Raw genomic sequence first — 25,175 nt, forward strand, 5'->3', positions numbered from 1 at the left:
CGCCTCCCGCGTCGTCGTCGGTCACCGACGCCCCTTCCCCGAGCTCTCAGCTGCTTTCGAGCAGGACAGACCCCATCCGCCTCCCTCCTCCGCCCTGGACTCGAAGCCGCACGACGCCGCTCGCCGATCCACTGCCTCTTGCTCCCCAGGTCGTTGTTCCGGTGGTGCGGACCGGGGAAGAGTGGACGGCATGTTCCGGGACGACGAGCGACTGCTGACCACGGAAGCGGACGCGATACACGGGCTCGACCCCACCGGTGGCGATCCGCCGGCCTTGGGGCTCACCCCATTGGGCTGGTTCCGGACCGTGCGTTGACGTCCGGGCCGACATGGCCGATTCACAAGTACGCAAGGAGAGCCGGGGATATGACGGTGCCTCTAATCTGAGGCGCGGTTGATCCATCGAACACACAGGGGGTCGCATGCACAGCGACGGTACGGAGGATCGCGGTACGGGCGACGGACGCCACGGCGACGGATCCGACGGGCGCCACGGCGAGAGGGCCGACAGCCGCGACGGCGAGGGAGCCGACGGCTGGTCGTACGACGGCCCGGAGGCCCAGCCGCCGCCGGAGACGGTGACCGCGCCCCTCGAAGTGATCGACGCGCGTTACCAGTTGCTCCGCAGGCTCGGGCACGGCGGGATGGGTGAGGTCTGGGAGGCCCTGGACACCCGCCTGAACCGCAAGGTCGCGGTGAAGGGCCTGCTCGACCGCGGCTCGGTGAGGACGGACAGGCAGGCCCAGTTCATGCAGCGGGCGCGGCGCGAGGCGGAGGCCATCGCGCGGATCAAGCACCAGAACGTGGTCGCGGTGCACGACCGGGTCGAGACCGACAGCCAGGTCTGGATCGTGATGGAACTGCTCAACGCCCACTCGCTGGCCGATCTGCTGCGCGCGGAACAGCAGCTCACGGTGCGGCGGACGGCCAGGATCGGTCTGCAGATCCTGCGCGGGCTGCGGGCCGTGCACGAGGCGGGGGTCGTCCACCGGGACGTCAAGCCGCACAACGTCCTGTTCCGACCGGACGAGTTCGCGATCCTGGCCGACTTCGGGATCGCGACCTTCGACGGGGCCGTACCGGTCACCCGGTCGGGGGAGCTGGTCGGGACGGTGAAGTACCTCGCACCCGAGCTGTTCGACCACGCGTCGGGACGGCCGCAGCCCGCGACGCCCGCGTCCGACCTGTGGGCGCTGGGCATCACCCTGTACGAGATGGTCGAGGGCAGGACCCCTTTCGACGGGCTGTCCCTGGTGGAGTTCCTGATCGCCGTGCGCGACTCGCCGGTGCCGCCCATGGCGTACGGCGGACCGCTGACCCCGGTCGTCGAGGAGCTGCTGCGCAAGGACCCCCGGCAGCGGCTCTCCGCGCCGGACGCGGAGAAGATGCTCCGGGCGGTCGTCCACGAGTCCCCGGCGCCGGGGACATCCGTGCCCGGCACCTCCCCGGTGCGCCGGCCGGACACCGTGTCGTCGTCCCCCGACCCCGTCCCGCCACCGGACCCGGCCCCGCCGCCCCCGCGGCACGGGACGCCGACACCGCCTCCGGGGCCGTCCGCGGAGGGTTCCCGGGCGCCGGAGGAGTCCGACCCGGCCCAGTCCCGGCCCCGGACCCCGGACCGGGCCACGGCCCAGGGACCGGACGCGGGCCGGGCTCGGACCCGGCGCAGGGCCCTGGCCGCCGTGCTGTGCGCCGCCCTGCTGGCCGGCGCCGGCTGGTACGCCGTGGACCTCTCCCGGCGGGGCGAGGAGACGAACGCGCGCGGTGGGGAGGGCAAGGGCGCGCCCGCGCAGAAGTACCGGACCATGCACCGGACCCTGAAGGTGGGCGTCAAGGCCGATCAGCCCGGTCTCAGCGAGCGGACGGCGAACGGCACGTACCGGGGCTACGAGGTCGACCTGGCCCTCGCGATCGCAGGGGACATGGGCTACGCCCCCGAGGCCGTCGAGTTCAGACCCGTGAGCACCGAGAACCGGAGCAGCCTGCTGGAGAGCGGGACGGTGGACCTGGTCATCGCCACGTACAGCATCACCGACGGGCGGAAGAACGCGAAGCCGCCGGAGTACAGCGTCGCCTTCGCCGGGCCGTACTACGTGGCGAACCGGAGTTTCCTGGTGAACAGGGAGTCGAAACTGCACAAGGTCGAGGACTCCAGCGATCTGATCCGTGACGACCTGGAGGTGTGCACCGCCCGGGGATCGACGTACGTGGACTGGCTCGCGGCGGAGAAGTACAACATGACGGCCTCGCGCCCGAACGGATACGAGGAGTGCGTGCAGCGCCTGCTGAATCCGGCGTCGGACGTCTACGCGGTGAGCACGGACGACGTCATCGTCGCCGGGTTCGTCAGGAAGGATCCGGGCCGCCTCAAGCAGCTCCCGAGCAGTTGGGGAGCGGAGGGCTACGGCGTCGCGATGAAGCCCAAGGAGAAGGAGCTGAAGGGCGAGGTGTGTTCCGCCCTGGCGAAGGTCATGGCGGACGGGACGTGGGAGCGGCTCTACCAGAAGCATCTGTATCCGCTGAGGGACCGGGCGGCGGCGCCGAACAGGCCGTCCCTGGAGGAATGCCCGAAGCGCTGACGGCCGGCGGGGCGGGAGGAGACGCGGGACCGGCGGGACCGGCCGCCTCCCGGCTCACCGGGCGAGCGGATCGGTGGTGAGACCCGCGAGGGCGGCGACGGCCAGGCGCACCGTACGGTCCGTCACCGCGGCGTAGTCGTCGCCTGCCTCCAGTGCCGTGGTCGCGGCGTTCACGAGCCCTTGCAGCAGCCGGGCAGTGCGCAGCGGGGCGTCGTCGCCGAGGTCGCGCAGGGCGTCCAGGAGCGGGGAGAGCAGGGCGTGGTGCGCCGCGTCGGCGCCTGCGCGCAGGGCCGCGGCGTCCTGTGCGTCGGCGCTGGCGCGGGCGATGCGGTGCTCGCCGTCGCGCACCATCTCCAGCTGCGCCGTGACGTAGGCGGCGATCCGCCTTTCGGGGGCGTCGCCGGCGGCCGCGACAGCGGCGTGGATGCGCTCGGTCCAGCGCGGCGCGGCCTGCCGTACCACCTCGGTCAGCAGCTCATGGCGGTTGGGGAAGTACTTGTAGACGCTGTTGCGGGCCAGCCCGGTGCGGCGGGCGATCGCCGTGAACGTCACCTTGGCGGCATCGCCCTCGGCGAGCAGCTCGTATGCCGCGTCGAGCAGGGCGGCGCGCTGCTGGGCGCGGTGATCGGCGACCGAAGCGGCCTGGATCCTGGGCATCCGTTCAGTCTAGGACCCCACCCCACTTAGGGACGCGGCGTCGCCATCCTTTATTTTGGGGACACCTTGTCCCTATCTTTGGAGGGAACACCGTGTTCCTCGCCCTGCTGGAACTCAAAGCGGCCAGAGGCCGCTTCCTGCTGATGGGCAGCGTCGTCGTCCTGGTCGCCGCGCTCGTCGGCATCGTTTCCGGCTTCACCACCGGCCTCGGTGACGACACCGTCTCCGCCCTGCGCAGACTGCCCGCCACTCACATCGCCTTCGCCGAAGGCACCAAGTCGGACCAGTTCGCCCGGAGCCTGATCGACCAGCGCACCGTCACCGGCTGGACGAAGGAGAAGGACGTCGAGGCCGCACCGCTGGGCATTGCCATCACCCGCGGCACCACCGACCGCAAAGTGGAGGTCGACCTCGCCGCCTTCGGCGTCGAACCCGGATCCTTCACCGACCCCGGCGCCGAGAAGGGCCACCGCCTGGACGCGGCAGCCCCCAACGGCATCGTCGTCTCCCGCCAGCTCGTGAACGACGGCATCCGCATCGGCGACACCCTGACCATCGACCGGCTCGGCATCCGCCTGAAGGTCACCGGCACCACCGGCCGCTCCTCCTACGGCCACGTCCCGGTGGCCTACGTGACCACCGACGCCTGGCGCCAGATCCGCTTCACCACCCCCGGCGCCCGCACCACGTCCACCGACCTCCCCGGCCAGTACACCGCGACGGCCCTCAAAGTCCCCGCCGGCCTCGGTGGGCAGGCGCTCGCCGAGGCCGACCGCCGCCACAGCACCGCGACCGTCCCGCTCCAGGACGCCTTCGCCGCCGCCCCCGGCTACGACGGAGAGCGCCTGACCATGACCTCCATCCAGACCTTCCTCTTCCTCATCGCCCCGCTGGTCGTCGGCGCCTTCTTCGCCGTCTGGACCGTCCAGCGCACTCCGGAACTCGCCCTGCTGCGCGCCATGGGCGCATCCCGGCGCCGTCTCCTCGGCCACACCCTCGCCCAGGCCGCCGTGGTCGTCGCCGCCGGTACCGCCGTCGGGGCCGCGCTCGCCGCCGCCGTCGGTCTCCTCGTCGGTGAGCAGGTGCCCTTCAGCCTGCCCGCCGCCACTCTCACCACGACCATGGCCGCCGTGGCCCTGGTCGGCCTCGCAGGTTCCGCCCTCACTCTGCGCCGCGTCACCACCGTCGACCCGATGACCATGCTGGGAGCCGCACGATGACCCTCCACCTCGACGGCATCACCGTCACCCTCGGCCGCGGCGAATCCCGCACCACAGCCCTCGACAGCCTGACCGCCTCCTTCCGGCAGGGCGCCCTCACCGCCCTCGTCGGCCCCTCCGGCTCCGGCAAGTCCACCCTCCTCGCCGTCGCCGGCGCCCTGCTCCGCCCGGACCGGGGCCAAGTCCTCCTCAACGACACCGACCTGGCCGCCCTCACCGACCGCCAACGCGCCCACGCCCGCCGCACCCGCATCGGCTACATGTTCCAGAGCGGCAACCTGCTGACCGGCCTCACCACCGAGGAACAACTCCTCGCCGCCGCCTCCCTTGCCGGGCACAAACCCCGCACCCTGCGCGCCCAGGCCCGCGAACTGCTCGCCGAGGTCGGACTCGGCCACCGGCTGCGCCACCGCCCCGACCAGCTCTCCGGCGGCGAACGACAGCGCGTCGCCCTGGCACGCGCCCTGCTCACCCAGCCCGAACTCCTCCTGGTCGACGAACCGACCGCCGCCGTCGACCGCACCCGCGCCGACGACCTCACCCGGCTCATCGCCCGCACCACACACGAACACGACTGCGTCACCCTCGTCGCCACCCACGACCCGGTCGTCGTCGAGGCGGCCGACACCACCATCGACATGCTGGACCACGCTCCCGCAGCCACTGCCTGAACGGCGAGGCCGGCGACAGTCGAATACGCGAGCCCACCGGCACCGAGGGCCGGTGGGGGAAGCGACCGGATTCCGGCCGCGGCGGCCTCGCGGGCGGCGGAGCGGGCCCTCGGCAGCGATGTGGAGGTCGTCGCACGCGCCGCGGACGTCGCCTTCACGCCCCCGGGCGTGCGAGCACCCCCGCCTTCACGCCCCGGCGCCCCGCTCATGCGACCGCGCCTCCGCCCGTGAGCCCGCGCCCCGCCCGCGGACGCGCGCGTCAGGCCGTCGGCTCCCGGCGGAACAGGGCCGTCCAGAGGAACGGCTCGCCGAAGGACGGCGACTCGGGCGGTTCGTCGTTCATGCGGCGGAGCTCGACCTCCGTCAGGCCGGAGAAGATCCGGCGCAACGACTCGGGCGTGTAGGCCAGACCGCCCCGCAGCCCCGCCCCGTCGTAGAAGGCGGCGTCGGGAAGTTCGGACCCCATGCCCCGCTCACCGGCCGCGAAACAGGCGAGCGCGAGATGCCCGCCCGGGGCCAGCACGCGGTCCAGGAGTGCGAGATAGCTGATCCGGCGGTGCGGCGGCAGATGGTGGAAGCAGCCGGAGTCGTGGATCAGGTCGTACGGACCGGTCGGCCCGGTCCCCTCGGCCGCCGTGAGGGCGAAGGCGTCACCGTGGTGGAACCGGATGTCGGCCCCCGCCTCCCGGGCCCGCTCCCCGGCCCACGCGAGGGCCGCCGGGGAGAGGTCCACCGCGTCGACCCGGAAGCCCAGGGACGCGAGGTACAGCGCGTTGCGCCCCGGACCGCACCCCAGGTCCAGGGCGCGGCCCGGGGAGACCAGACCGCGGTCCACGTACGAGACGAGGCTCTCGTCGGGCTTCGCCGCGAAGAACGGGACCGGCCTTCTCCGGTCCCTGTAGAAGCCGTCCCACCAGGACGCCGCGTCAGCCGTCCACCGGTCGGCCTCCGGTGGCACCAAGTCGTCAAGAAGCGCGAGGACATCGTCCGTCGTGCGAATGTTCCGATCCATGCGGACCCCACTCCCTTTTCCTGCCCGGAAGAGGGAATCGTAGGACCGCCCGGTGTGGGAGCCCAGCGTCGAAGAAGACGGCGAGGGCCGGTTTTCGGCGTCCGGCGGCCCCCCGTCGAAAGGGGGCGAATCCCAGGTCGGAGTCGGTCCGTTCGGGGGTCGTCGCATGCCTGGAGGGGCGTGGAAGGGCATGTCCGGGCGCCGCCTGCCGGTGTTTTTCCGGCGGTGTCCCCCCGGCCCTCCGTGCCGCGTCCGGGCGCCGTGCCGGAGGCGGCCTCCCGAGTATCGGGAGCCCTCGCTCCGGGCGCCGTCACGCCCCCGCCGAATATGCCCGTTGGACTCCGGCGTGACTCAGAGTGTCGTTAGAGTCACCGTCGTGAGGGCGGTGTCGTGCGGGCGGCGCCCGCACCGGATGCGGTGCGGGCCGCGGTGCGGACGAGCGGACCCTCGCGGCCGGGAGACCGATGCCGTGGCGGCAACGGTTCGTCGGGCGATCGGACTTGATGAGGTGCCGTCCCGCGCGTGCCCCACTGCGTGGCGGAGACCCCACCGGCGGGGCGGAGCAGGAAGAGTGTGGGGGCAGCGGTGCGGACGACGAAGGAGGACCGATGGTGGGTGCCGTGGCGAACCAGCGGAGCCGGGCGGCCGGGCAGGAGGCGGAGGGACAGGGCGCGCGGGACCGACTCCTGCGGGCCGGACGCCAGTTGTTCGCCGCGTACGGATACGCGCACACGAGCGTCGAGGACCTGTGCGAGCAGGCGAAGGTGCCCGTTCACGTCTTCCAGCAGGAGTTCGTCTCGCGCGAGGTGCTCCTGATGGCGATCTACGACGAGGTCGCGACCCATGGACTGCGCGCCGCCGAGAACGCCCTGATGGCCGAGGGGATGGAGGACTGCCCGACGCGGGAGAGGGTCCGGCTGCTGTTCGACGCCTATGTGAAGGCGGTCACCGGGGACCCCTGCGCGGCCCGGGTGGCGTTCGTCGAGGTGCTCGGGGTCAGCCGTGAGGTGGACAACCATCTCGCCACCTGGCGGACGATGTGGATCGAGTTCCTGACCTCCGAGGCGGAGCGCGCCGTGCGACGGGGCGAAGCGGTGCCGAGCGACCACGCCGTGACCGTCACGGTGCTGAACCACGCGGTGGACGAACTCATGGCCCACCACGGCCGCCGCCCCCGTCAGGTCGACGCCGAATGGCTGACCGACGAACTGACCAGGCTCTCGCTGACCATGATCCTGCCGTCCTGACCCTGCTGTCCTGCCCCGGCAGCCCCGCCTGCCGGACCAGCCGCCCACCGGACCGGCCGCCTGCCCCGCCGGCCGCCGTCTGCCGCCGGTCACCCGTCACCGGGCAGGCGAATAATGGGCGGATGGCGGACGACGGAGAACACCGGGCGCGCGGAGCGCGGCACAGGACCGGGAACCATCAGGAACGCGGCGGCCGGGCGGACGACGGCAAGGCGGGCGCGGACGACGAGATCTCGGCCGTCCTGACGGGCGTCGGACCCCGGCTGAGGGCCCTGCGCCAGGAGCGCGGCACGACCCTGGCCCAGCTCAGCGAGACCACCGGCATCTCCCTCAGCACGCTCTCGCGGCTGGAGTCCGGCGGCCGCAAACCCACCCTCGAACTGCTGCTGCCGTTGGCGAAGGCGTACGGGGTCCCGCTCGACGAACTCGTCGGCGCCCCGCCCACCGGCGATCCCCGTCTCCGCTTCCGCCCCATCACCCGTGACGGCATGACCTTCGTACCGCTGGCCCGGCACCTCGGCGGGCTGCACGCGTACAAGCAGATCCTGCCCGGCGGGCGCGGCGCGACGGGACCGCTGGAGCAGCGGGTGCACGAGGGATACGAGTGGGTGTACGTGCTGACGGGACGGCTGCGGCTGGTGCTGGGCGAGCACGATCTGGTGCTGACGGCCGGTGAGGTCGCCGAGTTCGACACGCGTACCCCGCACGCGTGGGCCAGCGCCGGGCCCGAACCGGTCGAGTTCCTCAGCCTGTTCGGCCCGCAGGGCGAACGGATGCATGTGAGGGCCCGGCCCGCGGGGCGGCCGGAGGACTGACGGGAAGGGCGGGGCCCGACGGGTGGGCGAGGGACTTCGACGGCCGGTGGTCGCCTACGGCCGGGGCGCGTAGGGGCCGCCGAGTCCCCACGCCTGGTGCATCGCGTCGGCGAACGCCGCCGCCAGTCTGTGCTCGCCGGTGGGGCCGGGATGCGTCCCGTCGTACGTGTCCCGGTGGATGTCGTACCCCGTGGGGCGCGAGGCCAGCAGGATCGGGGACATCGGGTCGTCGAGGTCGGCCACGGCCTTGGCCAGGAGTTCGTTGAACCGGTCGCACTCGGCGGCGAACGGGGCGTCCGACTCGGCCCGTACGTTCGGTATCACGGGCAGCAGCACCATCTTCACGCGCGGGTTCGCGGTGCGCGCGGCGGCGATGAACTTCCGTGCGTTCAGGGCGGTCTGGTCACTGTCGGTGTAGAACCCGAGGTCGATCAGGCCCAGCGACACCAGCAGTACGTCCGTGCGGTGCGCGGTGACCGTGTCGGCGATCACCGGGGCCATGTGCAGCCAGCCCTCGCCCCAGCCGGCCAGATGGGCGCGCGCCCCGGTGGGGAAGTCCGGTGCGGCGTACGCGTGACTGACGGCGGCGTCCGCCCCGGTGTCGTACAGCGCGTCACGCGGACCGACGATCGCGAACGGGGCGCCGAGGACGGATGTGAGGTGCTGCCACATCCGGTAGCGCCAGGTGAAGTCGCCGGCGCGCCCGATCGTCATGGAATCGCCGACAAACATGAAACGCATGGGTGTCATCATCGTCGATCAGCGGCGATCGTCCGTCCGGGGGCGGCGTGACGATGGACACTTGCGTCATGCGTTCGTACCTGACTGTGTCCGGAGCCGCCGCACTGCTCCTGTTCGCCGGGGCGCTCCCTGCCGGGGCGGCCGTCACCGATTCCGGCGACGGGGCCGACCGGAGCTTCACCATCGAGGACCCCCGGATCACCGAGTCCAGCGGTCTCGCCGCCAGCCGCGTCCACCCGGGCGTCTACTGGACGCACAACGACAGCGACGACGGGCCGTACGTCTACGCCGTCGACTCCCGCACCGGCAAAACCGTCGCGACGATCACCATGAGCGGGGTGGGGCGGCCGCGCGATGTGGAGGCCGTCTCGCTGGGGCCCGACGGCAATCTGTACGTGGGGGACATCGGCGACAACCTGAACGGCAGCTGGGACCATGTCTGGATCTACCGCTTCCCGGAGCCGAAGGAGCTGAAGGACGCCACGGTCCGCGCCACCCAGTTCGACGTGAAGTACGCGGACGGCCCGCGCGACGCGGAGGCGCTGATGGTCCACCCCACGACCGGACGGGTCTACATCGCGTCGAAGAACGAGAACGGCGGCGGGCTGTACGAGGGGCCGGCCCGGCTCGCCACCGGCTCCGTCAACGTGTTCCGGCGGGTGGGCGAGGTGCCGTGGGTGACGGACGGGGCGTTCTCGCCGGACGGCGGGGAACTGGTGCTGCGCTCGTACTTCAGCGCCCGCGCGTACGCCTTCCGCAACGGCAGGCTCGGCGCCGACGAGGCAGTCCGGGCACCGTTCCAGCGGCAGGCCGAGTCGGTGACGTACACGGCGGACGGCTCGGCGCTGATGTTCGGCTCGGAGGGGGAACGCAGCGACGTGGTGCGGGTGGACCTGGGGAAGGACGCCGGCCGCGGTGGGAACGGGTCCCGGGGCGGGGACCCGTCGGCGTCCGCCGACGACACCGGGGACGGCATCGGCGGAGCCGGGGGCATGAGCCTGAGCGGGGTGCTCGTACTGGTCGCCGTGGCCGCCTTCTTCCTCATGAAGCGGCGTCGCGGACAGGGCTGACGCCGACCTCGTGGAGCGGCGCCCCGGCCGGGGCCGGCCGTCCGGGCGGCGGCCCGGCTCACTCCCCGGACCGCCGTCCCCCGGACCGTCGTTCGACGAGCACCTCGAAACCGTCGATCAGCCGTTGCAGACCGAACGCGAAGTGGTCGGTCCCGTAGTCGAACGCGTCGTCGGAGAGGGCCGCCATCAGCGGGTAGTCGCCGCTCAGCATGGCCCGTTCCAGGTAGGGGCGCTGGTTCTCCCAGAAGTCGTCGTCGCTCAGCCCGGTCTCCCGGGAGGCCTCGGAGGTGTGGAGGCGGGCGCGGGCGATGCCCTCCACGAAACTGTTGACCGTGATGATCGTGGAGATCAGCTCGGCGTCGGACAGCCCCATGCCCCTGATGCCGCCCAGGGACCTCTCCAGACCGCGCACGGCGTTGGGGCCGAGGACCGTGCGTGCCTGATTGACCTTGAGCAGCCAGGGGTGGCGGCGCAGCTGCTCCAGGTAGGAGCGGGCCAGGGCGCCGAGGGCGGCGCGCCAGTCCGCGGGCTCGTCCCCCGCCGTGCCGTCGGGGACGGCCGGTGGCTCGCCCAGGACGTGGTCGAGCATCAGATCGAGCAGTTCGGCCTTGCCTGGGACGTAGCGGTAGAGCGACATCGTGCCCGTGCCCAGATCGGTGGCCAGCCGCTGGCGATCCTCGTGGCGACCGCGCTGGCGATCGGCTGGCGCGCGGGCGACGGACCGGCCTCGGCCGTGGGGGCGTTCGGACTGCTCCTGCTGCTCAGGTTCAGCCTGATCTGGGTCGGCGTCTGGCTCGGGCTGCTGGTCCCGGACCCGGAGTCGGCGGGTGGGCTGTACGCGATCGCGTTCCCGGTCACGATGATCTCCAGTGCGTTCGTCGCGCCGTCCCTGATGCCGGGCTGGCTGGGCGCCGTCGCCGCCTGGAACCCGATCTCGTCCACGGTCACGGCGACGCGCGAACTCTTCGGCAACCCGGTGGCGAGCGGCGGCACCTGGGTCGAGGAACACGCCCTGCTGATGGCGGTGGTGTGGCCGCTGGTGCTGACCGCGGTGTTCCTGCCCCTGGCGGTTCGGCGCTTCCAGCGACTGAGCCGCTGATCCGCCGAGCCGCGGTGCCGCTGGATCGCGGGTGGTCGGTGGGGCGTCGACGCCTCGGGGCCCGCCGGGCACGGGTCGGCCGGCCCGGGTAGGGTCCGGCGCCATGACGAACCAGGAACCCGCGCCCTTCTCCACCGAACGCCTCGACGCCCTGCCGCTGCGGGTCGCGTACGCGGCCGAGATGGCGGCGGTGCTGGACGACCCGGCCCTGTACACGTACACCGGGGGCGCCCCGGAGTCCGCCGACGGTCTGCGGGCCCGCTACGAACGGCAGACCGCCGGTTCGCCCGACTCCGGGGTGCGGTGGTGGAACTGGGTGCTGCGGGTTCGGGACGAGGACCGGTCGGCCGGATACGTGCAGGCGACGGTGTGCGTCCGGGAAGCGGAGGCGGAGATCGCCTGGGTGGTCGGGACGCCGTGGCAGGGGCGCGGGTACGCGAAGGAGGCCGCGGTCGGGCTGGTGTCCCATCTGACGCGGGCGGCGGCGGAGGAGAACGTGCGTACCGTCGTCGCCCACATCCACCCGGACCACGCCGCCTCCGCCGCCGTGGCCGCGGCGGCGGGTCTGGCGCCGACCGCGGAGTGGCACGACGGCGAACGGCGCTGGGAACGGAGCCCGGACCGGAACCGTGACCGGAACCGGGAGTGTGACTAGGCAAACGTTGCCTGATGCGGCACTAGGTGACACCAAGGTGGGTCGGTGAGCCGGCACCGAGCGTGGAGTCGAGCGCGGTACCTGTCACCGTTTGGGCATTCCAGTTGTCACCACCTGGGGTTTTTCGCTCTGGTTGTCACCAACTTCGCTGGACCGGGGCTGCGACGGTGATCTCCGTGACGCTGCGCTAACGACCTGGGGACCGATAGGGAGCGGGCTCGCGCCGCCCTGCGACTCCGCTTGCGGCGTTGTCGTCGGTTGTCGATGCGCCGCATCGACTCCCTCCTCCGCCTTGCAATCGAAGCCGCATGACGACGCTCCCTGATCCACTCCCCATCGCTCCCCAGGTCGTAAGACCTGTTGCAGTGTGCTACGCGCAATGTGGCTGACCGTAGTTGGCCTGTGGAGGGAGGCACGCCGGCAACTGACTCGCCGGAAGCAACTTTCGCGCCGAAACCCACGTCTGCCAGTGGGAACGGGACCGAACCCCACCGACCCATACATGAACGGAGCTTTCGGTGCTCATAGGACTGCTCACCGCCGTGGCAGCATCGATCTGTTACGGCACGGGCTCCGTCCTTCAGGCCGTCGGATCACGGAAGTCAGCCAGCCGGGAGGCCGCCGCGGGCAGCGTGACCCAGCACGGTGGCCCGAGCCTGTCGTCCACTGCGAAGGCAGCGATGACCTGGGAGTTCATCGTCGGGACCATCCTGGACTTCGTCGGCTTCGGGCTCGGCGCACTGGCGGCGCGCCTCCTGCCGCTGTTCCTGTCGCAGACCGTGATCAGCGCCAACTTGGTGATCACGGCGGTGCTGAGCATCAAGCTCCTCGGCATCCGGCTCAACCGCGCCGAGTGGACCTCGATTGCTGTGGTCTGCTCCGCGTTGGTGCTTCTGGCGACGGCGGCGGGCCCGGAAGGCAGCGGCGCCACCCCGATCTCCACGCACTGGTGGCTGCTGGGGATCTCGCTGCTCCTGATCGTGGGCGGCACCGTGGTCGTACGCCTACTGGGGGCGCGCGCCGCGATCCTGGCCGGCCTGCTGTCCGGACTGGGCTTCGGTGCCCTCGGTGTCGGGGTCCGTGTGCTGAACGGCATCGATCCTTTCGACCCGGGAGCGCTGCTCTGCGACCCGGCGCTCTACGCGATCCTGGTGGCAGGCATCGGCGGCATGTACCTGCACACGATCGCCCTGCAGATCGGCTCGGTCAACGGCGCCACCGCCGCTCTGGTCGTCGGCGAGACCGTCCTGCCGGGCATCATCGGCGTGCTGTGGCTCGGCGATGCCTCCCGTCCCGGCTTCGCCTGGGCGGCGATCACCGGGTTCGTGCTCGCCGTATCGGGCGCGGTGGCAGTGGCCTGGTTCGGGTCCCCGCAAGGGCACGGCAGCGACCCTGCGGCGGCGCCCGTGACACCCGCCAAGGACGCCCGGACGTCCGCGGGGGGCTGACCCGGCACCAGATGCGCCGAATTTCCAACGCTTGGCTGCCGTACGGGAGCCATCGTTTGCGACACAACTCCCCCCACACAAGCCTGGTTGAGATCCGACATCCTCTGGCCAAGAGAGCGGTTCAACGTGTGGAGTCTGGTGGCCAAACCGACGACTCGCCTGCGCATCGTCTCTTCCGTCCGGCATCGTTGCCACCGATATCGGGCTCCCAGATGCTCAGTGACAGGTGTCGCGCCCAAGTGGCAACTATCTCGCCCAGTCACAGGGAGCCCGGCAGGGAAGCCCGCTGAAATGCCGTTGTCAGTGGCGGGTGTGAGGATGGCGCTCGCCGGTGGGGTGCACCGGCCGACGTCGTCCCGCACTGAGCCGACGCCGATTCGCATTGAAGGGGACACCGCCATGGGCACCTGGGACACCGGTCACTTCGACAACGACTCCGCAGCGGACTTCTCGGGACGTCTGGACGACACCCCCGAGGCCGAACGGCCGGCGCTGATCCGCAAGGTCCTGGAAATCGCCGTCGCCGCGACGGACTTCCTGGACAGCGACGAGGCGGCGGAAGCGGTCGCGGCGGCGGCGCTGATCGGTGCGCAGTGCCCGGGCGGGGAGCCGGTGACCACCGCGTACGGCCCCGACAAGCCGCTGCCCGAGTTTCCGGCGGACCTGCGCCCGCTCGCGGTGAAGGCGCTCGACACGGTGCTCGGTGAGAACTCGGAGATGCGCGAGCTGTGGGAGGGCGACGAGACGTGGACGGCGGGCATCGTCCGGCTCCGGGAGGTGCTGGTCGCGGCGAGCGCTTGAGCGCGCCCGACGCCCGACGGGGACCGGGCGCGGCCGAGTTCAGGCGCGGGCGCGGCCGGCCCGGATGAGGTCGTCCACGTCGAGGGCCACCGGGGCACCGATCGAATCCGGGAGCGGGGCGGACTGCCCGGGGGCATACACCTGGTGGCTGTCGTACCCGCCCCCCATGGGCTCGGTGAGGACGTGCACCCGGCCGTGCTTGCGGTCGATGATCACGTACACCGGAACCTTGGCCTCGGCGTACGCGGCGACCTTGTTGCGCAGGTCGTTGTTGTAGTTGCTGGAGGTGACCTCCAGCACGAGACGGAAAACGGCCGGGTCGTAGCAGTTGTTCTCGACCATGTGCTCGTCGAAATCGGCGTCGACGACGGCCAGGTCGGGGATGGCGTAGTCCGCGGGGCCGCTGGGGAGCCACAGGCCGATGCCCTGGAGGACCTCGGTCTCGCCGTCATCGATACCGGCTGCGATGAAGGGGCGCATGACTTTGGTCAGCACTCGGGCGTGCGGTCCGTCCGGGGACGGAGCCACGGTGATGACGCCTCCGATGATCTCGACACGGTAACCCGGGTGCTGCTCCATGAGGCTGTTGGCCGTGTCGAGCAGGGGCTCGGGTTCACCGTCACAGGGGTGCTCGACTGCTGCTGCAGACATTGCGGACCTCCTGAAGGGATGATGTCGAGGCCATCATCGTAGGACGATCCGGCCGCCCGGGCCCGGAAGGTCGCCCGCCTCCCGGTCGGGTGAACGGCGAAGGTCCCCGCGCGCCGACGTGCACGGGGACCTTCGCCGGGCGTCGGGGCCGCCGGCGCGGGTGGGACCGTTACAGCTTCTCGATCACGTAGTCGATGCAGGCCGTCAGCGCCTGGACGTCCGCCGGGTCGATCGCCGGGAACATCGCCACGCGCAGCTGGTTGCGGCCCAGCTTGCGGTACGGCTCGGTGTCGACGATCCCGTTGGCGCGCAGCGCCTTGGCGACGGCCGCGGCGTCGATCTCGTCCGAGAAGTCGATCGTGCCGATGACCTGCGAGCGCTTGGCCGGGTCGGAGACGAACGGGGTCGCGTACTTGGACTCCTCGGCCCAGCCGTACAGGTGACGGGACGAGGTGGCCGTGCGGCGGACCGCGAAGTCCAGGCCGCCCTGCCCGTTCAGCCAGTTCAGCTGCTCGTTCAGGAGGAAGAGGGTGGCCAGGGCCGGGGTGTTGTACGTCTGGTTCTTGAGGGAGTTGTCGATCGCCGTGGGCAGGCTGAAGAACTCCGGGATGTGCCGGCCCGACGCGTGGACGCGCGCGGCGCGCTCCAGGGCCGCCGGGGAGAACACGCCGATCCACAGGCCGCCGTCGGAGGCGAAGGACTTCTGCGGGGCGAAGTAGTAGACGTCCGACTCGGTGATGTCGACGGGCAGACCGCCCGCGCCGGAGGTGGCGTCCACCAGGACCAGGGCGCCCTCGTCGGCGCCCGCCACGCGCTCGATCGGCGCGGCGACACCGGTCGAGGTCTCGTTGTGCGTGAACGCGTACACGTCCACGCCCTCCTCGGCCCGCGGCTCGGGATGGGTGCCCGGGTCGGAGGCGACCACGGACGGGTCGGCCAGCCACGGGGCGAGCTTGGCGGCCTTCGCGAACTTCGAGGAGAACTCGCCGAAGGTCAGGTGCTGGGACTTGTTCTCGATCAGACCGTGCGTCGCGATGTCCCAGAAGGCGGTGGAGCCGCCGTTGCCCAGGATCACCTCGTAGCCCTCGGGGAGCGAGAAGAGGTCGCGTACGCCCTGACGGACCGAGCCGACCAGGTTCTTGACCGGGGCCTGACGGTGGGACGTACCGAGCAGGGACGTACCCGTGGCGGCCAGGGCGTCGAGCGCCTCCGTCCGCACCTTGGAAGGGCCGGCGCCGAAGCGTCCGTCGGCGGGCTTGATGTCAGCGGGAATCTGGATATCGGCCACGAACCGGAGCGTAGTACCTCATGGACGGCTCCGAGGACCATGTCCGTCGGATGAGACACCCGCTCCGGTGCGTGGACGATGTCCGTGCAACGGGCGCGTCAGGCCAGGCGCACCGGGAGCTCGTACAGGTCGTTCTGGGTGACGATCGGCTTGTTGCGCAGTTCGGACGCGGGGACGGCCAGCTCCAGGTCCGGGAACCTCTCGTACAGCGCGGGCAGCGCCACCCCGGCCTCCAGCCGGGAGAGCGCCGCGCCCGGGCAGACGTGCGAGCCGTGGCCGAACGCGATGTGGCGGTTGGGGGAGCGGGTGATGTCGAATTCACCGGCCGTCGGCCCGTGCTGTCCCTCGTCGCGGCCGAGCGCACCGAAGGAGACGATCAGCGCCTCGCCCTTCGGCAGGATCCGGTCGCCCACCTCGACGTCCTCGGTGGCGAACCGGAACAGGACGTGGGACGTGGGCGTGGACCAGCGCAGCGTCTCCTCGATCACGTTCTCCCACGGCACCTCGCCCTTCAGCACCCGTGCGCGCTGCTCGGGGTGGGTCTGGAGCGCGACGACCGCGTTGACGATCAGGCTGATCGTGGTCTCGTGCCCGGCCGCGATGATCAGCTGGAGGGTGTTGACGATCTCCTCGCCGGTGAGCTGGTCGCCGTCCTCGGACGCGGCGATCAGGGCGCTGGTGAGGTCGTCGCCGGGGTTCTCCCGCTTGCCGTCGACGATCTCCGTGAAGAGCGCGCCGAGGTCCGCCATCATCTGCGGGACCTCCTCGGGCGGGGTCTGTGTCGAGAAGAACTTCTCGAACAGCCCCTTCAGCCGCGGGTGGTCGGCGCTGTCGACGCCCATGAGCTCGCTGATCACGTTCATCGGCAGCGGGTAGGCGAACTCCGCCTTCAGGTCGACCGGCCCGTCCTCGGCCAGGGCGGTCAGCCGGTCCAGGCTCGCCGCGGTCAGTGCCTCGATGCCGGGGCGCAGCCGTTCCACCCGCTTGACGGTCAGGGCCTGGGCGACCAGGGTGCGCAGTCGGCGGTGGTCCGCGCCGTCGACGGTGAGCATCGAGCGGCCCGGGTTGGCGAGGCCGATCAGCGCCCAGTCCAGGGGTATCTCGCCGCGCTGCCAGGCGTTCCAGACATTGATGTCCTTCACGAGGCGGCCGTCGGTGAGCAGTTCCCGGGCCTCGGCGTGGTGGGTGACGGCGAAGCAGGGCACCCCGCCCGGCAGTTCCACCTCGGCGAGCGGACCGGCGGCCCGCAGCCGGGCGGACTCGCCGTCGAGGTCGGTGACGAAGGGGTCGAGCACGATTCGGGTCATCTCGCGCCTCCGATGGCGGCTTCAGTGGCTGTTCCTGTGGCTGTTCCTGTGGCTGATGCGGTGACGGGGCCGATGGCGGCCGCGAGGGCGGTGCCGGTCGGGGAACCGATGGCGGGCGTGGGCGTGAACGTCACCGGCAGGGTGGTCAGGCCCCGCAGCCAGGGGGACGGGCGGCGGGTGAGCTGTTCGGCCGGGACGGCGAGGTCGATGTCCGGGAGCCGGTCCAGCAGCACCTCGATGCCGGTGCGGGCGATGACCTCGGCGGTCTCCTGGGCCGGGAACGGGCAGCGGTGCTCGCCGTGGCCGAAGGAGAGGAACGCGTTGTTGCCGCCGGTCAGCGCGGAGCCGTCGGTGCGTACCTGCGGGTCGTAGTTGGCGGCGGCGATGCCCAGCAGCAGCAAGTCGCCGGCCTGGATGTGGCGTCCGCCGAGGCGGGTGTCGCGCGAGGCCCAGCGGCCCGCGACGTTCTGGGTCGGGGTGTCCTCCCAGAGCACCTCGTTCATGGCCTCGGCGACGCTGTGCCGGCCGCCCGAGAGGGAGGCGGCGAAGCGGTCGTCGGTGAGCATCAGCCGCAGCGAGTTGCCGATCCAGTCGGCGGTCGGCTGGTGTCCTGCGGCCATCATCACCATGAGGTCCTGGGCGACCTCCTCGTCGGTGAAGTGGCCGCGGTCGGCAATCATCCGCGAGGCGACGTCGTCGCCGGGCACGGCGTGCTTGTCCACCAGCAGCTGGAACATGGACGTGGCGAGGTGCTGCTGCCCGGCCAGGGCCCGTTCCCGGCCGTCGATCATGTCGTTGAGCGAGCCGACGAGCGCGGCGCCGACGGTGTCGGCGAAGCCGTAGATCTTCGCCAGGACGAGCGCCGGGAGCAGCATCGCGTAGTCGGCGATGATGTCGGTGCCGCCGGTGGAGCAGAACCGGTCGACGAGGCCGTCGGAGAACTCCTCCGCGTACCGCTTCAGCGAGAACGGGTCGACCCCCTCCAGCGCGTCGCTGATCATCGCGGCGCGCTGGGTGTGGCGGGGGCCGACGGTGTAGAGGATCGACGGCTGCTTGCGGCCGATCATCGGCAGCAGCGGCCAGTCGTCGGGGATGCGGTCCCACTGGTTCCACAGGTCGGAGTCGCGGCTGAACAGCACCGGGTCGCCGGTGACCTGGTGCAGCTCGCGGTAGCCGAGCACCAGCCAGGCGGGGACGTCCCCGTCGAGGACGACGGGCGCCACCGACCCGTGGTCGCGGCGCATCTCCCGGTACAGCCGGGTCGGATCGGTCTGGAACCGGGGGCCGGACAGCGGTACGCGGCCCTGGGAGAAGGGGCAGCCGGAGGACGGCGCCGGGGGCTGGGTCACGACGAGGGCTCCGGGGTCATCTCCGGCGCGGTCGCCGGAGGGATGGCGGACGGGTCGGCGGAGGACCCGGCGGCGAGGCGGCGCCGCGACAGCGTGTGCAGGTGTTCGACCAGCGTGATCAGTACGTACTTGCTGGACGAACGGTCGCGGGCGTCGCACTCCACCAGGGGCACGTCGTCGGAGAGGGCGAGCGCCTCCCGTATCTGCTGCTCGGTGTGGAGCGGTCCGCCGAAGTCGTTGCAGGCGACGATGAACGGCGCGCCGTGGTGTTCCAGGCGGTCGATCGCGTACCAGGAGTCGGCGAGCCGCCGGGTGTCGACGAGGACGACGGCGCCGAGCGTGCCCGAGAACAGCCGGTCCCACAGGAACCAGAAGCGTTCCTGACCGGGGGCGCCGAAGAGGTACAGCACGGAGCGTTCGTCCAGGGTGATCCGGCCGAAGTCGAAGGCCACGGTGGTGGCCGTCTTCGAGTGGACGCCGTCGAGGTGGTCGACGGCCTCGCCCGCGCTGGTCATGGTCTCTTCCGTGTTCAGCGGACGGATCTCGCTGACGGAGCGGACCATGGTGGTCTTGCCCACCCCGAAGCCGCCGACGATGGCGATCTTCAGTCCGTTGTCGGCGGTCGCCCGCAGGGCGGCACGGTCAGAGGTTGCGGAGTCCAACGAGCACCTGTTCCAGGATGTCGGGGTCGGGGAGCCGGTCCGCGACCCGGGCGGTACGTGGGTGGCGGGCGCTGATCCGGCCGGTGGCCAGCAGATCGGACAGCAGGATGCGGACGATGCTGACGGGCAGTCCGAGGACCGCCGCGATCTCGACGACGGCGGTGGGCAGGGTGCACATCCGCAGGATCGTGGCGTGCTCCGACTGCATGCCGGGGGTCGGTTCGCACTCGGAGACCACCAGGGTCACCAGGTCGAACGCGTCCGAGTCGGACCGGCTGCGGCCCCCGGTGAGGGTGTACAGCCGGTCGGGTGCGTCGTCCCGGCCGGGGCGGGGGCGGCTCATACGGTCGCGGTCGCGTCGACGGAGGAGCGCGGCGGGGCGCTGAGGTGCTCGCCGAGCTGCTCGACGAGTTCGCTCATGTTGTGCCCGACGAGGCCGACGTCCGCCTGGTCGGAGGCGATGACCGCGAGGTGGGCGCCCGCCCCGGCCTCGACGATGAACAGCACACCGCCGTAGAACTCGGTCATCGCGGACCGTACACCGCCGGTGCCGTCGCCGAACTCGACGGACGCGCCCTGCGAGAGGCTCTGGATGCCGGCCGAGATCGCGGCCAGCTGGTCGGCCTGGTCGACGGTCAGCTCGGGGGTGCGGCACAGCTTGAGGCCGTCCCTGGACAGGACGAGGGCGTGGCGGGCACCGGGGGTGCGCTCCAGGAGCCCCTCCAGCAGCCAGTTGAGCTTCTCGTCGGTGGTCGCGGTCATCGGGTGTTGCCTTCTTCCGGGTGCGGGGTGTTGGGCCGGACAGCCTGGCGGAAGCTGCTGAAGCGGGCTGCCTGTTCCTTGGGGTCGGAGGCGCGGGGCCGGGTGGTCTCGCCCGTGGGGTCGGTGAGGCCGGTGTGGTCGGCGCCCGAGGTGCCGTCGGCGCGGCCGCGGGCCTCGGCGATGCGGGCCTCGGCGGCGGCGAGGGTACGGCCGCGGGGGCGCCGGGGGAGCCCGCTCTCGCCGAACCGGGGGAGGCCTCCGGTGCTCTCGGACGCGGCGGGGGCCGGGGGCGTGGCGGGCGCCGGGGCGGCGGCCGGACCAGGGGCGACGGCGGGGGGCGTCGGCGCGGGGGCCGCCGCGTTCCGCGGGCGGGGGAAGTCGTCGGGGCCGGCCGGGAAGGCCGTGCCGTGCGTGGGCTCCGGTTCGGCGGCCGGGGCCGGGGCGGGGGCGACGGGCCGGGCCGGGGCCTGGACGGGGGCCTGGGACGCGGCGGGGGCGGCGGCCGGTGCGGGGGCGGCGATCCGGGTGAGGATCTCCTGCGGGAGCATCAACAGCGCGCCCGTGCCGCCGCGCGCGGACGGCCGGAACGACACGGTCAGACCGTGCTTGCGGGCCAGCCGGCCCACGACGGCGAGGCCGAGCCGGGTGCCGGAGAGTCCCGTCAGGTCCTGGTCGGTGGCGGACACCGCGCGCTCGGCGCGGCGCAGCTGCACATCGCTCATGACCAGGCCGCTGTCCTCGACGGTCACGACGATGCCGGCCGGCACCTCCTCGACGTACACATGGACCTCGGCCGTGGGCGGCGAGAAGTTGGCGGCGTTGTCGATGAGTTCGGCGAGCGCGTGCATGACGCCCTCGGCGGCGTGACCGGCGACCGCGACATCGCTCGTCGAGTGGAGGCGTACCCGCTGGTAGCCGCTGATCCGGCCCATGGCGCCGCGCAGAATGGACTCCATCACGATCGGCTTGGCCCAGCGCCGTCCGGAACGGGCGCCGGTCAGCACGGCGATGGAGTCGGCGAGGCGGCCCGCCTGGGCGGTGCGGTGGTCCAGGTGGAGCAGGTCGCCGAGCACGTCCTCGGCGGCGTGCCGGTGCTCCATCTCGCGCAGGTCGGCCAGCATGCTGGTGGCCAGGGCCTGCATCCGGCCCGCGGCGTTGGCGCAGGCGGCGATCGCGGCGGAACGCTCGCTCTCGCTGCGGGTCGCGCGGGCGGCGAGCCGCTCCACCTCGGCGCCCAGCCGTCCCGCCTCGGCGGCGGCCTGCGCGGCGATCCGCGCGCCCTCGACGTCGGCGGCGGCCCTGATCCGGGCGGTCTCCGCCGTGAACCGCTGGCCCTCGGCCGCGGAGGCGGACACCAGCCTGCTGATCTCGCCGGTGAACCGCTGGGTCTCCGACGCGAGACGCGCCCGCAGCCGGTTCGCGGTGGCACGGGCGTGGACCGTGGCGGCCACGGCGGTGGACACCAGTACGGCGGCGGCGCCCGCGCCCCAGGCCAGGGGAGTCCGCACCGAGTCGGGGGCGGCGACGACCGCCCACAGGCACAGGGAACCGGTGACGGCCAGTGATATCAGCAGGGCCAGTGCGGTCGGCCGGGATGAGGCGCTCAAGTGGAGTCCTTGGGGCGGACGGGGGCGGGCGGGCCGGGCGGTCCGACGGCACGGACGGGGTGGTCGGACCGATCGGGCGGAGTGTTTCGGGTGAACAGGGCTTATCGGGACGGTTCGGTACGGCTGTGGGGCATGCGACAACTGGAGGTGATTATTCCCAGGTAAGTCGTGGTCACTATATGAGAATTGAAGCTCTCTTTGGGAAGGTCTTGTGGCCTTCTCTGTTTATGTATGGGGCGAGGTGTCCGGCTGCGCGTCGGCGGTGCGGCAGGCCGTGAATCCGCTGTGTCCGGGCGCGTTTCCGGCGCGTTCAGGAGTATTTCGGACATATATTCGTCTCGTTCCTGCCTGTTCCTGCTCGCTATGTCTTGTTATGGCTTGTTCCGTCGCGTTGAGGCATTCGCGGGAAACGCGCGCGCTCCGGGCGCGCGGGCGCCCCGCCGGCGGCATCCTGGGCCGATGGCCGCACACCAGGAACCGACGGGACGCGACGCACGACCGACAGGGAACGACGCCGACCCGGCGGATCGCGAAACGAAGCGGACGGATCACGACGCACGACCGACGGGACGCGGCGCGAAGCGGACGGATCACGACGCGCGACCGGCGGAACGCGACGCGCTCGCCCGGGCCCTGCGCTCCGCGGTCCGCGGAGAGGCCGACTTCACCCCCACCGCGCGGGCGCTGACGACGATGGACGCCTCCAACCACCGCCGCGTACCGCTCGGTGTCGTCACCCCGCGCGACGCCGACGACGTGGCCGCCGCGCTGGCCGTCTGCCGCGAGCACCGGGTGCCCGTGGTGCCGCGTGGCGGCGGGACGTCCATCGCGGGACAGGCCACCGGAACCGGGGTCGTGATCGACCTCACCCGCCACATGCGGCGGATCACCGCGCTGGACCCCGGCTCCCGCACGGCGGTCGTCCAGCCGGGCGTGGTCCTGGACGAGCTGCGGGCGGCGGCCGCCCCGTACGGCCTGACCTTCGGCCCCGACCCGTCCACGCACGGCCGCTGCACGCTCGGCGGCATGATCGGCAACAATGCCTGCGGGGCGCACTCGGTCGCCTGGGGTACCACCGCCGACAACGTGGACACCCTGACCGTGGCCCGCTACGGCGGCGGCACCCTTCGGGCGGGCCGCGGCCGGGACGCCGGACTCCCCGACGGACTCCGTGCGTTCATCGACACCAACCTGGCGCTCCTGCGCACCGGATTCCCCGAACTCCCGCGCCGGATCTCCGGTTACGCACTGGACGCGCTGCTGCCCGAACGCGGCACCGACCTCGCCCGTGCGTTCTGCGGCAGCGAGGGCACGCTCGGCGTGGTGACGGAGGCGACCGTCCGGCTCGTCGAGGCACCGGCGGCCCGCGCGCTCGCCGTCCTCGGCTATGCCGACGAGTCCGCGGCCGCCGAGGCCGCCCCCGGCCTCCTCCCGTACGGTCCGCTGACCGTGGAGGGCATGGCCGCCGATCTCGTGCGGGGGGCCGCCGACCTCGTACGGACGTCGGCCGGGCTCCCGCGCGGCGGCGCCTGGCTGTTCGTCGAGACCGGCGGCGCCGGCCCGGCCGAGGCCCGCGCCCATGCCGAACGGATCCTGCGGTCCGCCGACCCGCTGGACGGCACGGTGGTCACCGACCCGGCCGGACAACGGGCCCTGTGGCGCGTCCGCGAGGACGCCGCCGGCACCGCCACCCGCATGCCCGACGGCACCGAGGCATGGCCCGGCTGGGAGGACTGCGCCGTACCGCCCGCCCGGCTCGGCCCGTACCTGCGCGCGTTTCGCGCACTGCTCGCCGAGCACGGGCTGCGCGGCACCCCGTACGGCCACTTCGGCGAGGGCTGCGTCCACGTCCGGATCGACTTCGACCTGCTGACCCCCGAGGGCGTGGCCCGCTACCGCCGCTTCTCCACCGACCTCGCCGACCTGGTCGTCGCGCACGGCGGTTCACTGAGCGGCGAACACGGCGACGGCATGGCCCGCGCCGAACTGCTCCCGCGCATGTACGGGGACGAACTCGTCGACCTCTTCGCCCGGTTCAAGGACATCTGGGACCCGGACGGCGGCATGAACCCGGGCATTCTCGCCCGCCCCGCCCGGCTCGACGAGAACCTCCGCTTCGACGTGCTGCCGCGACGCCCGGTGGACGTCGCGTTCGGCTATCCGCACGACGGCGGCGACTTCACGGCGGCGGTACGCCGGTGCGTGGGCGTCGCCAAGTGCCGTACGGCCGTGCCCGCGGGCACGGCCGTGATGTGCCCGTCGTTCCGGGTGACCGGCGAGGAGGCCCACTCCACCCGGGGCCGGGCCCGGCTGCTGCACGAGATGCTCGCGGGCGAGGTGATCACGGACGGCTGGCGGTCGACGGAAGTGCGCGACGCGCTCGACCTCTGCCTCGCCTGCAAGGGCTGCCGCACCGACTGCCCGGTGGGCGTCGACATGGCCACGTACAAGGCGGAGTTCCTGCACCACCACTACCGGGGTCGTCCGCGCCCGGCCGCCCACTACGCGATGGGCCGGCTGCCGCGGTGGCTGCGCCTGGCGGCCCCGTTCGCGGGCACGCTGAACGCCCTGGCCCGGGTGCGCCCCCCGGCCGCCCTGGCCAAGCGGCTCGCCGGGATCGCTCCGGAGCGCGACATCCCGGTGCTCGCGCGCGAGACGTTCAGCCGGTGGCTGCGGCGGCGCCTGGGCAAGAGGACGGTGATCCTCTCCGACGACCGGGTGGCCCTCCTATGGCCGGACACGTTCACCGAACACTTCGCGCCCGAGGTGGGCCGGGCGGCCGTCCGTGTCCTGGAGTCGGCGGGTCGCACCGCGCTGACGCCCGGTCGTGGGCTGTGCTGCGGCCTCACCTATGTGTCCACCGGCCAGCTCGACCGGGCCCGTACGGTGATGCGCCGGACACTGGACCGGGTCGCCCCGGTCCTGGGCGACCCGATCGTGGTCCTCGAACCGAGCTGCGCCGCCACCCTCCGCACCGACCTGCCCGAACTCCTCCCCGGCGACCCGCGGGCCGCCGAACTGGCTTCATCCGTAAGGACATTGGCCCAGTACCTGGAGGAGTGCGCCCCGCACTGGCGGCCGCCCCGCCTGGACCGTCCGGTCGTCGGCCAGACCCACTGTCACCAGCACGCGGTCCTGGGCGATGAGGCCGACCGCCGCCTGCGCGAACGGGCCGGACTGAGCGGCGAGTTGAGCGGCGGCTGCTGTGGACTCGCGGGGAACTTCGGCTTCGAGCGCGGCCACTGGGAGGTGTCGGTGGCGTGCGCGGAGGAGCAACTGCTCCCCTCGGTACGGGAGGCCGGGCCCGGCGCGGTGATCCTGGCCGACGGCTTCTCCTGCCGCACGCAACTGGCGCAACTGGGCGGCGGGGTACGTGCACGCCACATGGCGGAGGTGCTGGCGGAGGGCCTGCGGGACGGGCCACGGGGGGAACGTCCGGAGGATCTGCCGGAGGACCCGCCGGACGGGCTGTCGGAGAGCCCGCCGGAGGGGTGAGGGCCCGGGGCCCCAGGCCCCGCGCCGGGCCGGACCTCG

22 protein-coding genes and 2 pseudogenes are annotated in these 25,175 nt (G+C 72.3%); 12 read left to right on the top strand and 12 right to left on the bottom strand.

What is annotated here, in order from left to right; translation table 11 throughout:
- Positions 1-190 precede the first annotated feature (190 nt).
- Together ACFYXM_RS15245 and ACFYXM_RS15250 are read left to right on the top strand one after the other, a co-directional pair.
- On the top strand, positions 191-316 hold the full coding sequence (locus ACFYXM_RS15245; protein ID WP_389289506.1) for a hypothetical protein: 126 nt from the start codon (positions 191-193) through the stop codon (positions 314-316).
- A 106-nt stretch (positions 317-422) separates the two neighbouring features.
- Complete coding sequence (locus ACFYXM_RS15250; RefSeq protein WP_389289508.1) at positions 423-2,579, top strand: serine/threonine-protein kinase; 2,157 nt, start codon at positions 423-425, stop codon at positions 2,577-2,579.
- 54 nt (positions 2,580-2,633) lie between these two features.
- On the opposite strand, the gene ACFYXM_RS15255 is transcribed toward ACFYXM_RS15250, so the two are convergent.
- The gene (locus tag ACFYXM_RS15255) at positions 2,634-3,236 is read right to left on the bottom strand and encodes a TetR/AcrR family transcriptional regulator (RefSeq protein WP_389289510.1); all 603 of its coding nucleotides are present in this window, start codon (positions 3,234-3,236) and stop codon (positions 2,634-2,636) included.
- A 92-nt stretch (positions 3,237-3,328) separates the two neighbouring features.
- Here ACFYXM_RS15255 and ACFYXM_RS15260 point away from each other — a divergent pair, with 92 nt between their 5' ends.
- Both ACFYXM_RS15260 and ACFYXM_RS15265 read left to right on the top strand, forming a co-directional pair.
- Positions 3,329-4,456: an ABC transporter permease gene (locus tag ACFYXM_RS15260; protein ID WP_389289512.1), complete on the top strand. Its 1,128-nt coding sequence runs from the start codon at positions 3,329-3,331 to the stop codon at positions 4,454-4,456.
- Positions 4,453-5,127 (top strand): ABC transporter ATP-binding protein, encoded by a 675-nt coding sequence (locus tag ACFYXM_RS15265; RefSeq protein WP_389289514.1) that lies wholly within the window; start codon positions 4,453-4,455, stop codon positions 5,125-5,127. Before ACFYXM_RS15260 ends, ACFYXM_RS15265 begins: the two co-directional genes overlap by 4 nt.
- 259 nt (positions 5,128-5,386) lie before the next feature.
- On the opposite strand, the gene ACFYXM_RS15270 is transcribed toward ACFYXM_RS15265, so the two are convergent.
- A complete protein-coding gene (locus ACFYXM_RS15270) occupies positions 5,387-6,139 on the bottom strand; it encodes a class I SAM-dependent methyltransferase (protein WP_389289516.1) in 753 nt (250 codons plus the stop codon).
- Between the two features lie 608 nt (positions 6,140-6,747).
- Here ACFYXM_RS15270 and ACFYXM_RS15275 point away from each other — a divergent pair.
- Positions 6,748-7,386, top strand: a complete 639-nt coding sequence (locus ACFYXM_RS15275; protein ID WP_389289518.1) for a TetR/AcrR family transcriptional regulator — start codon at positions 6,748-6,750, stop codon at positions 7,384-7,386.
- Positions 7,387-7,508: 122 nt separating this feature from the next.
- Positions 7,509-8,201 carry a helix-turn-helix domain-containing protein gene (locus ACFYXM_RS15280; RefSeq protein ID WP_389289519.1) on the top strand — a complete coding sequence of 231 codons (693 nt, stop codon included), beginning with the start codon at positions 7,509-7,511 and terminating at the stop codon, positions 8,199-8,201.
- Positions 8,202-8,255: 54 nt separating this feature from the next.
- On the opposite strand, the gene ACFYXM_RS15285 is transcribed toward ACFYXM_RS15280, so the two are convergent.
- Positions 8,256-8,942 carry a GDSL-type esterase/lipase family protein gene (locus ACFYXM_RS15285; protein ID WP_389289520.1) on the bottom strand — a complete coding sequence of 229 codons (687 nt, stop codon included), beginning with the start codon at positions 8,940-8,942 and terminating at the stop codon, positions 8,256-8,258.
- 68 nt (positions 8,943-9,010) lie between these two features.
- Between ACFYXM_RS15285 and ACFYXM_RS15290 the strand changes: the two genes are divergently transcribed.
- Positions 9,011-10,012: a WD40 repeat domain-containing protein gene (locus tag ACFYXM_RS15290; protein WP_389289522.1), complete on the top strand. Its 1,002-nt coding sequence runs from the start codon at positions 9,011-9,013 to the stop codon at positions 10,010-10,012.
- Between the two features lie 58 nt (positions 10,013-10,070).
- On the opposite strand, the gene ACFYXM_RS15295 is transcribed toward ACFYXM_RS15290, so the two are convergent.
- Positions 10,071-10,601: a TetR/AcrR family transcriptional regulator C-terminal domain-containing protein gene (locus tag ACFYXM_RS15295; RefSeq protein WP_389289524.1), complete on the bottom strand. Its 531-nt coding sequence runs from the start codon at positions 10,599-10,601 to the stop codon at positions 10,071-10,073.
- Positions 10,602-10,679: 78 nt separating this feature from the next.
- Between ACFYXM_RS15295 and ACFYXM_RS15300 the strand changes: the two are divergent.
- From ACFYXM_RS15300 to ACFYXM_RS15315, 4 genes and pseudogenes are all read left to right on the top strand, one after another.
- Positions 10,680-11,111, top strand: a pseudogene (locus ACFYXM_RS15300) (ABC transporter permease); the annotation flags it as partial.
- A 103-nt stretch (positions 11,112-11,214) separates the two neighbouring features.
- Positions 11,215-11,766, top strand: coding sequence for a GNAT family N-acetyltransferase (locus tag ACFYXM_RS15305; RefSeq protein ID WP_389289526.1), 552 nt, complete (start codon positions 11,215-11,217; stop codon positions 11,764-11,766).
- 518 nt (positions 11,767-12,284) lie between these two features.
- Positions 12,285-13,214 (top strand): hypothetical protein, encoded by a 930-nt coding sequence (locus ACFYXM_RS15310; RefSeq protein WP_389289528.1) that lies wholly within the window; start codon positions 12,285-12,287, stop codon positions 13,212-13,214.
- Between the two features lie 399 nt (positions 13,215-13,613).
- Positions 13,614-14,015, top strand: a complete 402-nt coding sequence (locus tag ACFYXM_RS15315) for a DUF4259 domain-containing protein (protein ID WP_362031076.1) — start codon at positions 13,614-13,616, stop codon at positions 14,013-14,015.
- Positions 14,016-14,054: 39 nt separating this feature from the next.
- Here ACFYXM_RS15315 and ACFYXM_RS15320 read toward each other — a convergent pair whose 3' ends face one another.
- From ACFYXM_RS15320 to ACFYXM_RS15355, 8 genes and pseudogenes are all read right to left on the bottom strand, one after another.
- A complete protein-coding gene (locus ACFYXM_RS15320; RefSeq protein ID WP_073785611.1) occupies positions 14,055-14,666 on the bottom strand; it encodes a Uma2 family endonuclease in 612 nt (203 codons plus the stop codon).
- Positions 14,667-14,835: 169 nt separating this feature from the next.
- Positions 14,836-15,954 (bottom strand): phosphoserine transaminase, encoded by a 1,119-nt coding sequence (serC, locus tag ACFYXM_RS15325; RefSeq protein ID WP_351519550.1) that lies wholly within the window; start codon positions 15,952-15,954, stop codon positions 14,836-14,838.
- A gap of 98 nt (positions 15,955-16,052) precedes the next feature.
- Positions 16,053-17,261: a cytochrome P450 gene (locus ACFYXM_RS15330; protein ID WP_389289531.1), complete on the bottom strand. Its 1,209-nt coding sequence runs from the start codon at positions 17,259-17,261 to the stop codon at positions 16,053-16,055.
- Positions 17,262-17,359: 98 nt separating this feature from the next.
- A pseudogene (locus tag ACFYXM_RS15335) lies at positions 17,360-18,610 on the bottom strand (cytochrome P450); the annotation flags it as partial.
- Positions 18,607-19,272 carry an ATP/GTP-binding protein gene (locus ACFYXM_RS15340; RefSeq protein ID WP_389289532.1) on the bottom strand — a complete coding sequence of 222 codons (666 nt, stop codon included), beginning with the start codon at positions 19,270-19,272 and terminating at the stop codon, positions 18,607-18,609. The gene ACFYXM_RS15340 and the pseudogene ACFYXM_RS15335, both read right to left, overlap by 4 nt.
- Complete coding sequence (locus ACFYXM_RS15345) at positions 19,253-19,615, bottom strand: DUF742 domain-containing protein (RefSeq protein ID WP_389289534.1); 363 nt, start codon at positions 19,613-19,615, stop codon at positions 19,253-19,255. Before ACFYXM_RS15345 ends, ACFYXM_RS15340 begins: the two co-directional genes overlap by 20 nt.
- Positions 19,612-20,034 (bottom strand): roadblock/LC7 domain-containing protein, encoded by a 423-nt coding sequence (locus tag ACFYXM_RS15350; RefSeq protein WP_389289536.1) that lies wholly within the window; start codon positions 20,032-20,034, stop codon positions 19,612-19,614. The genes ACFYXM_RS15345 and ACFYXM_RS15350 overlap by 4 nt, the downstream gene beginning before the upstream one ends.
- Positions 20,031-21,641: a sensor histidine kinase gene (locus tag ACFYXM_RS15355; protein ID WP_389289538.1), complete on the bottom strand. Its 1,611-nt coding sequence runs from the start codon at positions 21,639-21,641 to the stop codon at positions 20,031-20,033. The genes ACFYXM_RS15350 and ACFYXM_RS15355 overlap by 4 nt, the downstream gene beginning before the upstream one ends.
- A gap of 459 nt (positions 21,642-22,100) precedes the next feature.
- Between ACFYXM_RS15355 and ACFYXM_RS15360 the strand changes: the two genes are divergently transcribed.
- The gene (locus tag ACFYXM_RS15360) at positions 22,101-25,136 is read left to right on the top strand and encodes an FAD-binding and (Fe-S)-binding domain-containing protein (protein ID WP_389289539.1); all 3,036 of its coding nucleotides are present in this window, start codon (positions 22,101-22,103) and stop codon (positions 25,134-25,136) included.
- The last annotated feature ends 39 nt before the right edge of the window (positions 25,137-25,175 follow it).

The sequence above is a fragment of the Streptomyces sp. NPDC002476 genome (assembly GCF_042889785.1).
In the GTDB taxonomy this organism is placed as follows: domain Bacteria; phylum Actinomycetota; class Actinomycetes; order Streptomycetales; family Streptomycetaceae; genus Streptomyces.

Excerpts from the sequence above, each read along its gene's own strand:
- ACFYXM_RS15245 (WP_389289506.1), top strand. The coding sequence starts at position 191 with ATGTTCCGGGACGACGAGCGACTGCTGACCACGGAAGCGGACGCGATA.
- ACFYXM_RS15250 (WP_389289508.1), top strand. The coding sequence starts at position 423 with ATGCACAGCGACGGTACGGAGGATCGCGGTACGGGCGACGGACGCCAC.
- ACFYXM_RS15255 (WP_389289510.1), bottom strand. The coding sequence starts at position 3,236 with ATGCCCAGGATCCAGGCCGCTTCGGTCGCCGATCACCGCGCCCAGCAG.
- ACFYXM_RS15265 (WP_389289514.1), top strand. The coding sequence starts at position 4,453 with ATGACCCTCCACCTCGACGGCATCACCGTCACCCTCGGCCGCGGCGAA.
- ACFYXM_RS15270 (WP_389289516.1), bottom strand. The coding sequence starts at position 6,139 with ATGGATCGGAACATTCGCACGACGGACGATGTCCTCGCGCTTCTTGAC.
- ACFYXM_RS15275 (WP_389289518.1), top strand. The coding sequence starts at position 6,748 with ATGGTGGGTGCCGTGGCGAACCAGCGGAGCCGGGCGGCCGGGCAGGAG.
- ACFYXM_RS15280 (WP_389289519.1), top strand. The coding sequence starts at position 7,509 with ATGGCGGACGACGGAGAACACCGGGCGCGCGGAGCGCGGCACAGGACC.
- ACFYXM_RS15285 (WP_389289520.1), bottom strand. The coding sequence starts at position 8,942 with ATGCGTTTCATGTTTGTCGGCGATTCCATGACGATCGGGCGCGCCGGC.
- ACFYXM_RS15290 (WP_389289522.1), top strand. The coding sequence starts at position 9,011 with ATGCGTTCGTACCTGACTGTGTCCGGAGCCGCCGCACTGCTCCTGTTC.
- ACFYXM_RS15295 (WP_389289524.1), bottom strand. The coding sequence starts at position 10,601 with ATGCTCGACCACGTCCTGGGCGAGCCACCGGCCGTCCCCGACGGCACG.
- ACFYXM_RS15305 (WP_389289526.1), top strand. The coding sequence starts at position 11,215 with ATGACGAACCAGGAACCCGCGCCCTTCTCCACCGAACGCCTCGACGCC.
- ACFYXM_RS15315 (WP_362031076.1), top strand. The coding sequence starts at position 13,614 with ATGGGCACCTGGGACACCGGTCACTTCGACAACGACTCCGCAGCGGAC.
- ACFYXM_RS15320 (WP_073785611.1), bottom strand. The coding sequence starts at position 14,666 with ATGTCTGCAGCAGCAGTCGAGCACCCCTGTGACGGTGAACCCGAGCCC.
- ACFYXM_RS15330 (WP_389289531.1), bottom strand. The coding sequence starts at position 17,261 with ATGACCCGAATCGTGCTCGACCCCTTCGTCACCGACCTCGACGGCGAG.
- ACFYXM_RS15345 (WP_389289534.1), bottom strand. The coding sequence starts at position 19,615 with ATGAGCCGCCCCCGCCCCGGCCGGGACGACGCACCCGACCGGCTGTAC.
- ACFYXM_RS15350 (WP_389289536.1), bottom strand. The coding sequence starts at position 20,034 with ATGACCGCGACCACCGACGAGAAGCTCAACTGGCTGCTGGAGGGGCTC.
- ACFYXM_RS15360 (WP_389289539.1), top strand. The coding sequence starts at position 22,101 with ATGGCCGCACACCAGGAACCGACGGGACGCGACGCACGACCGACAGGG.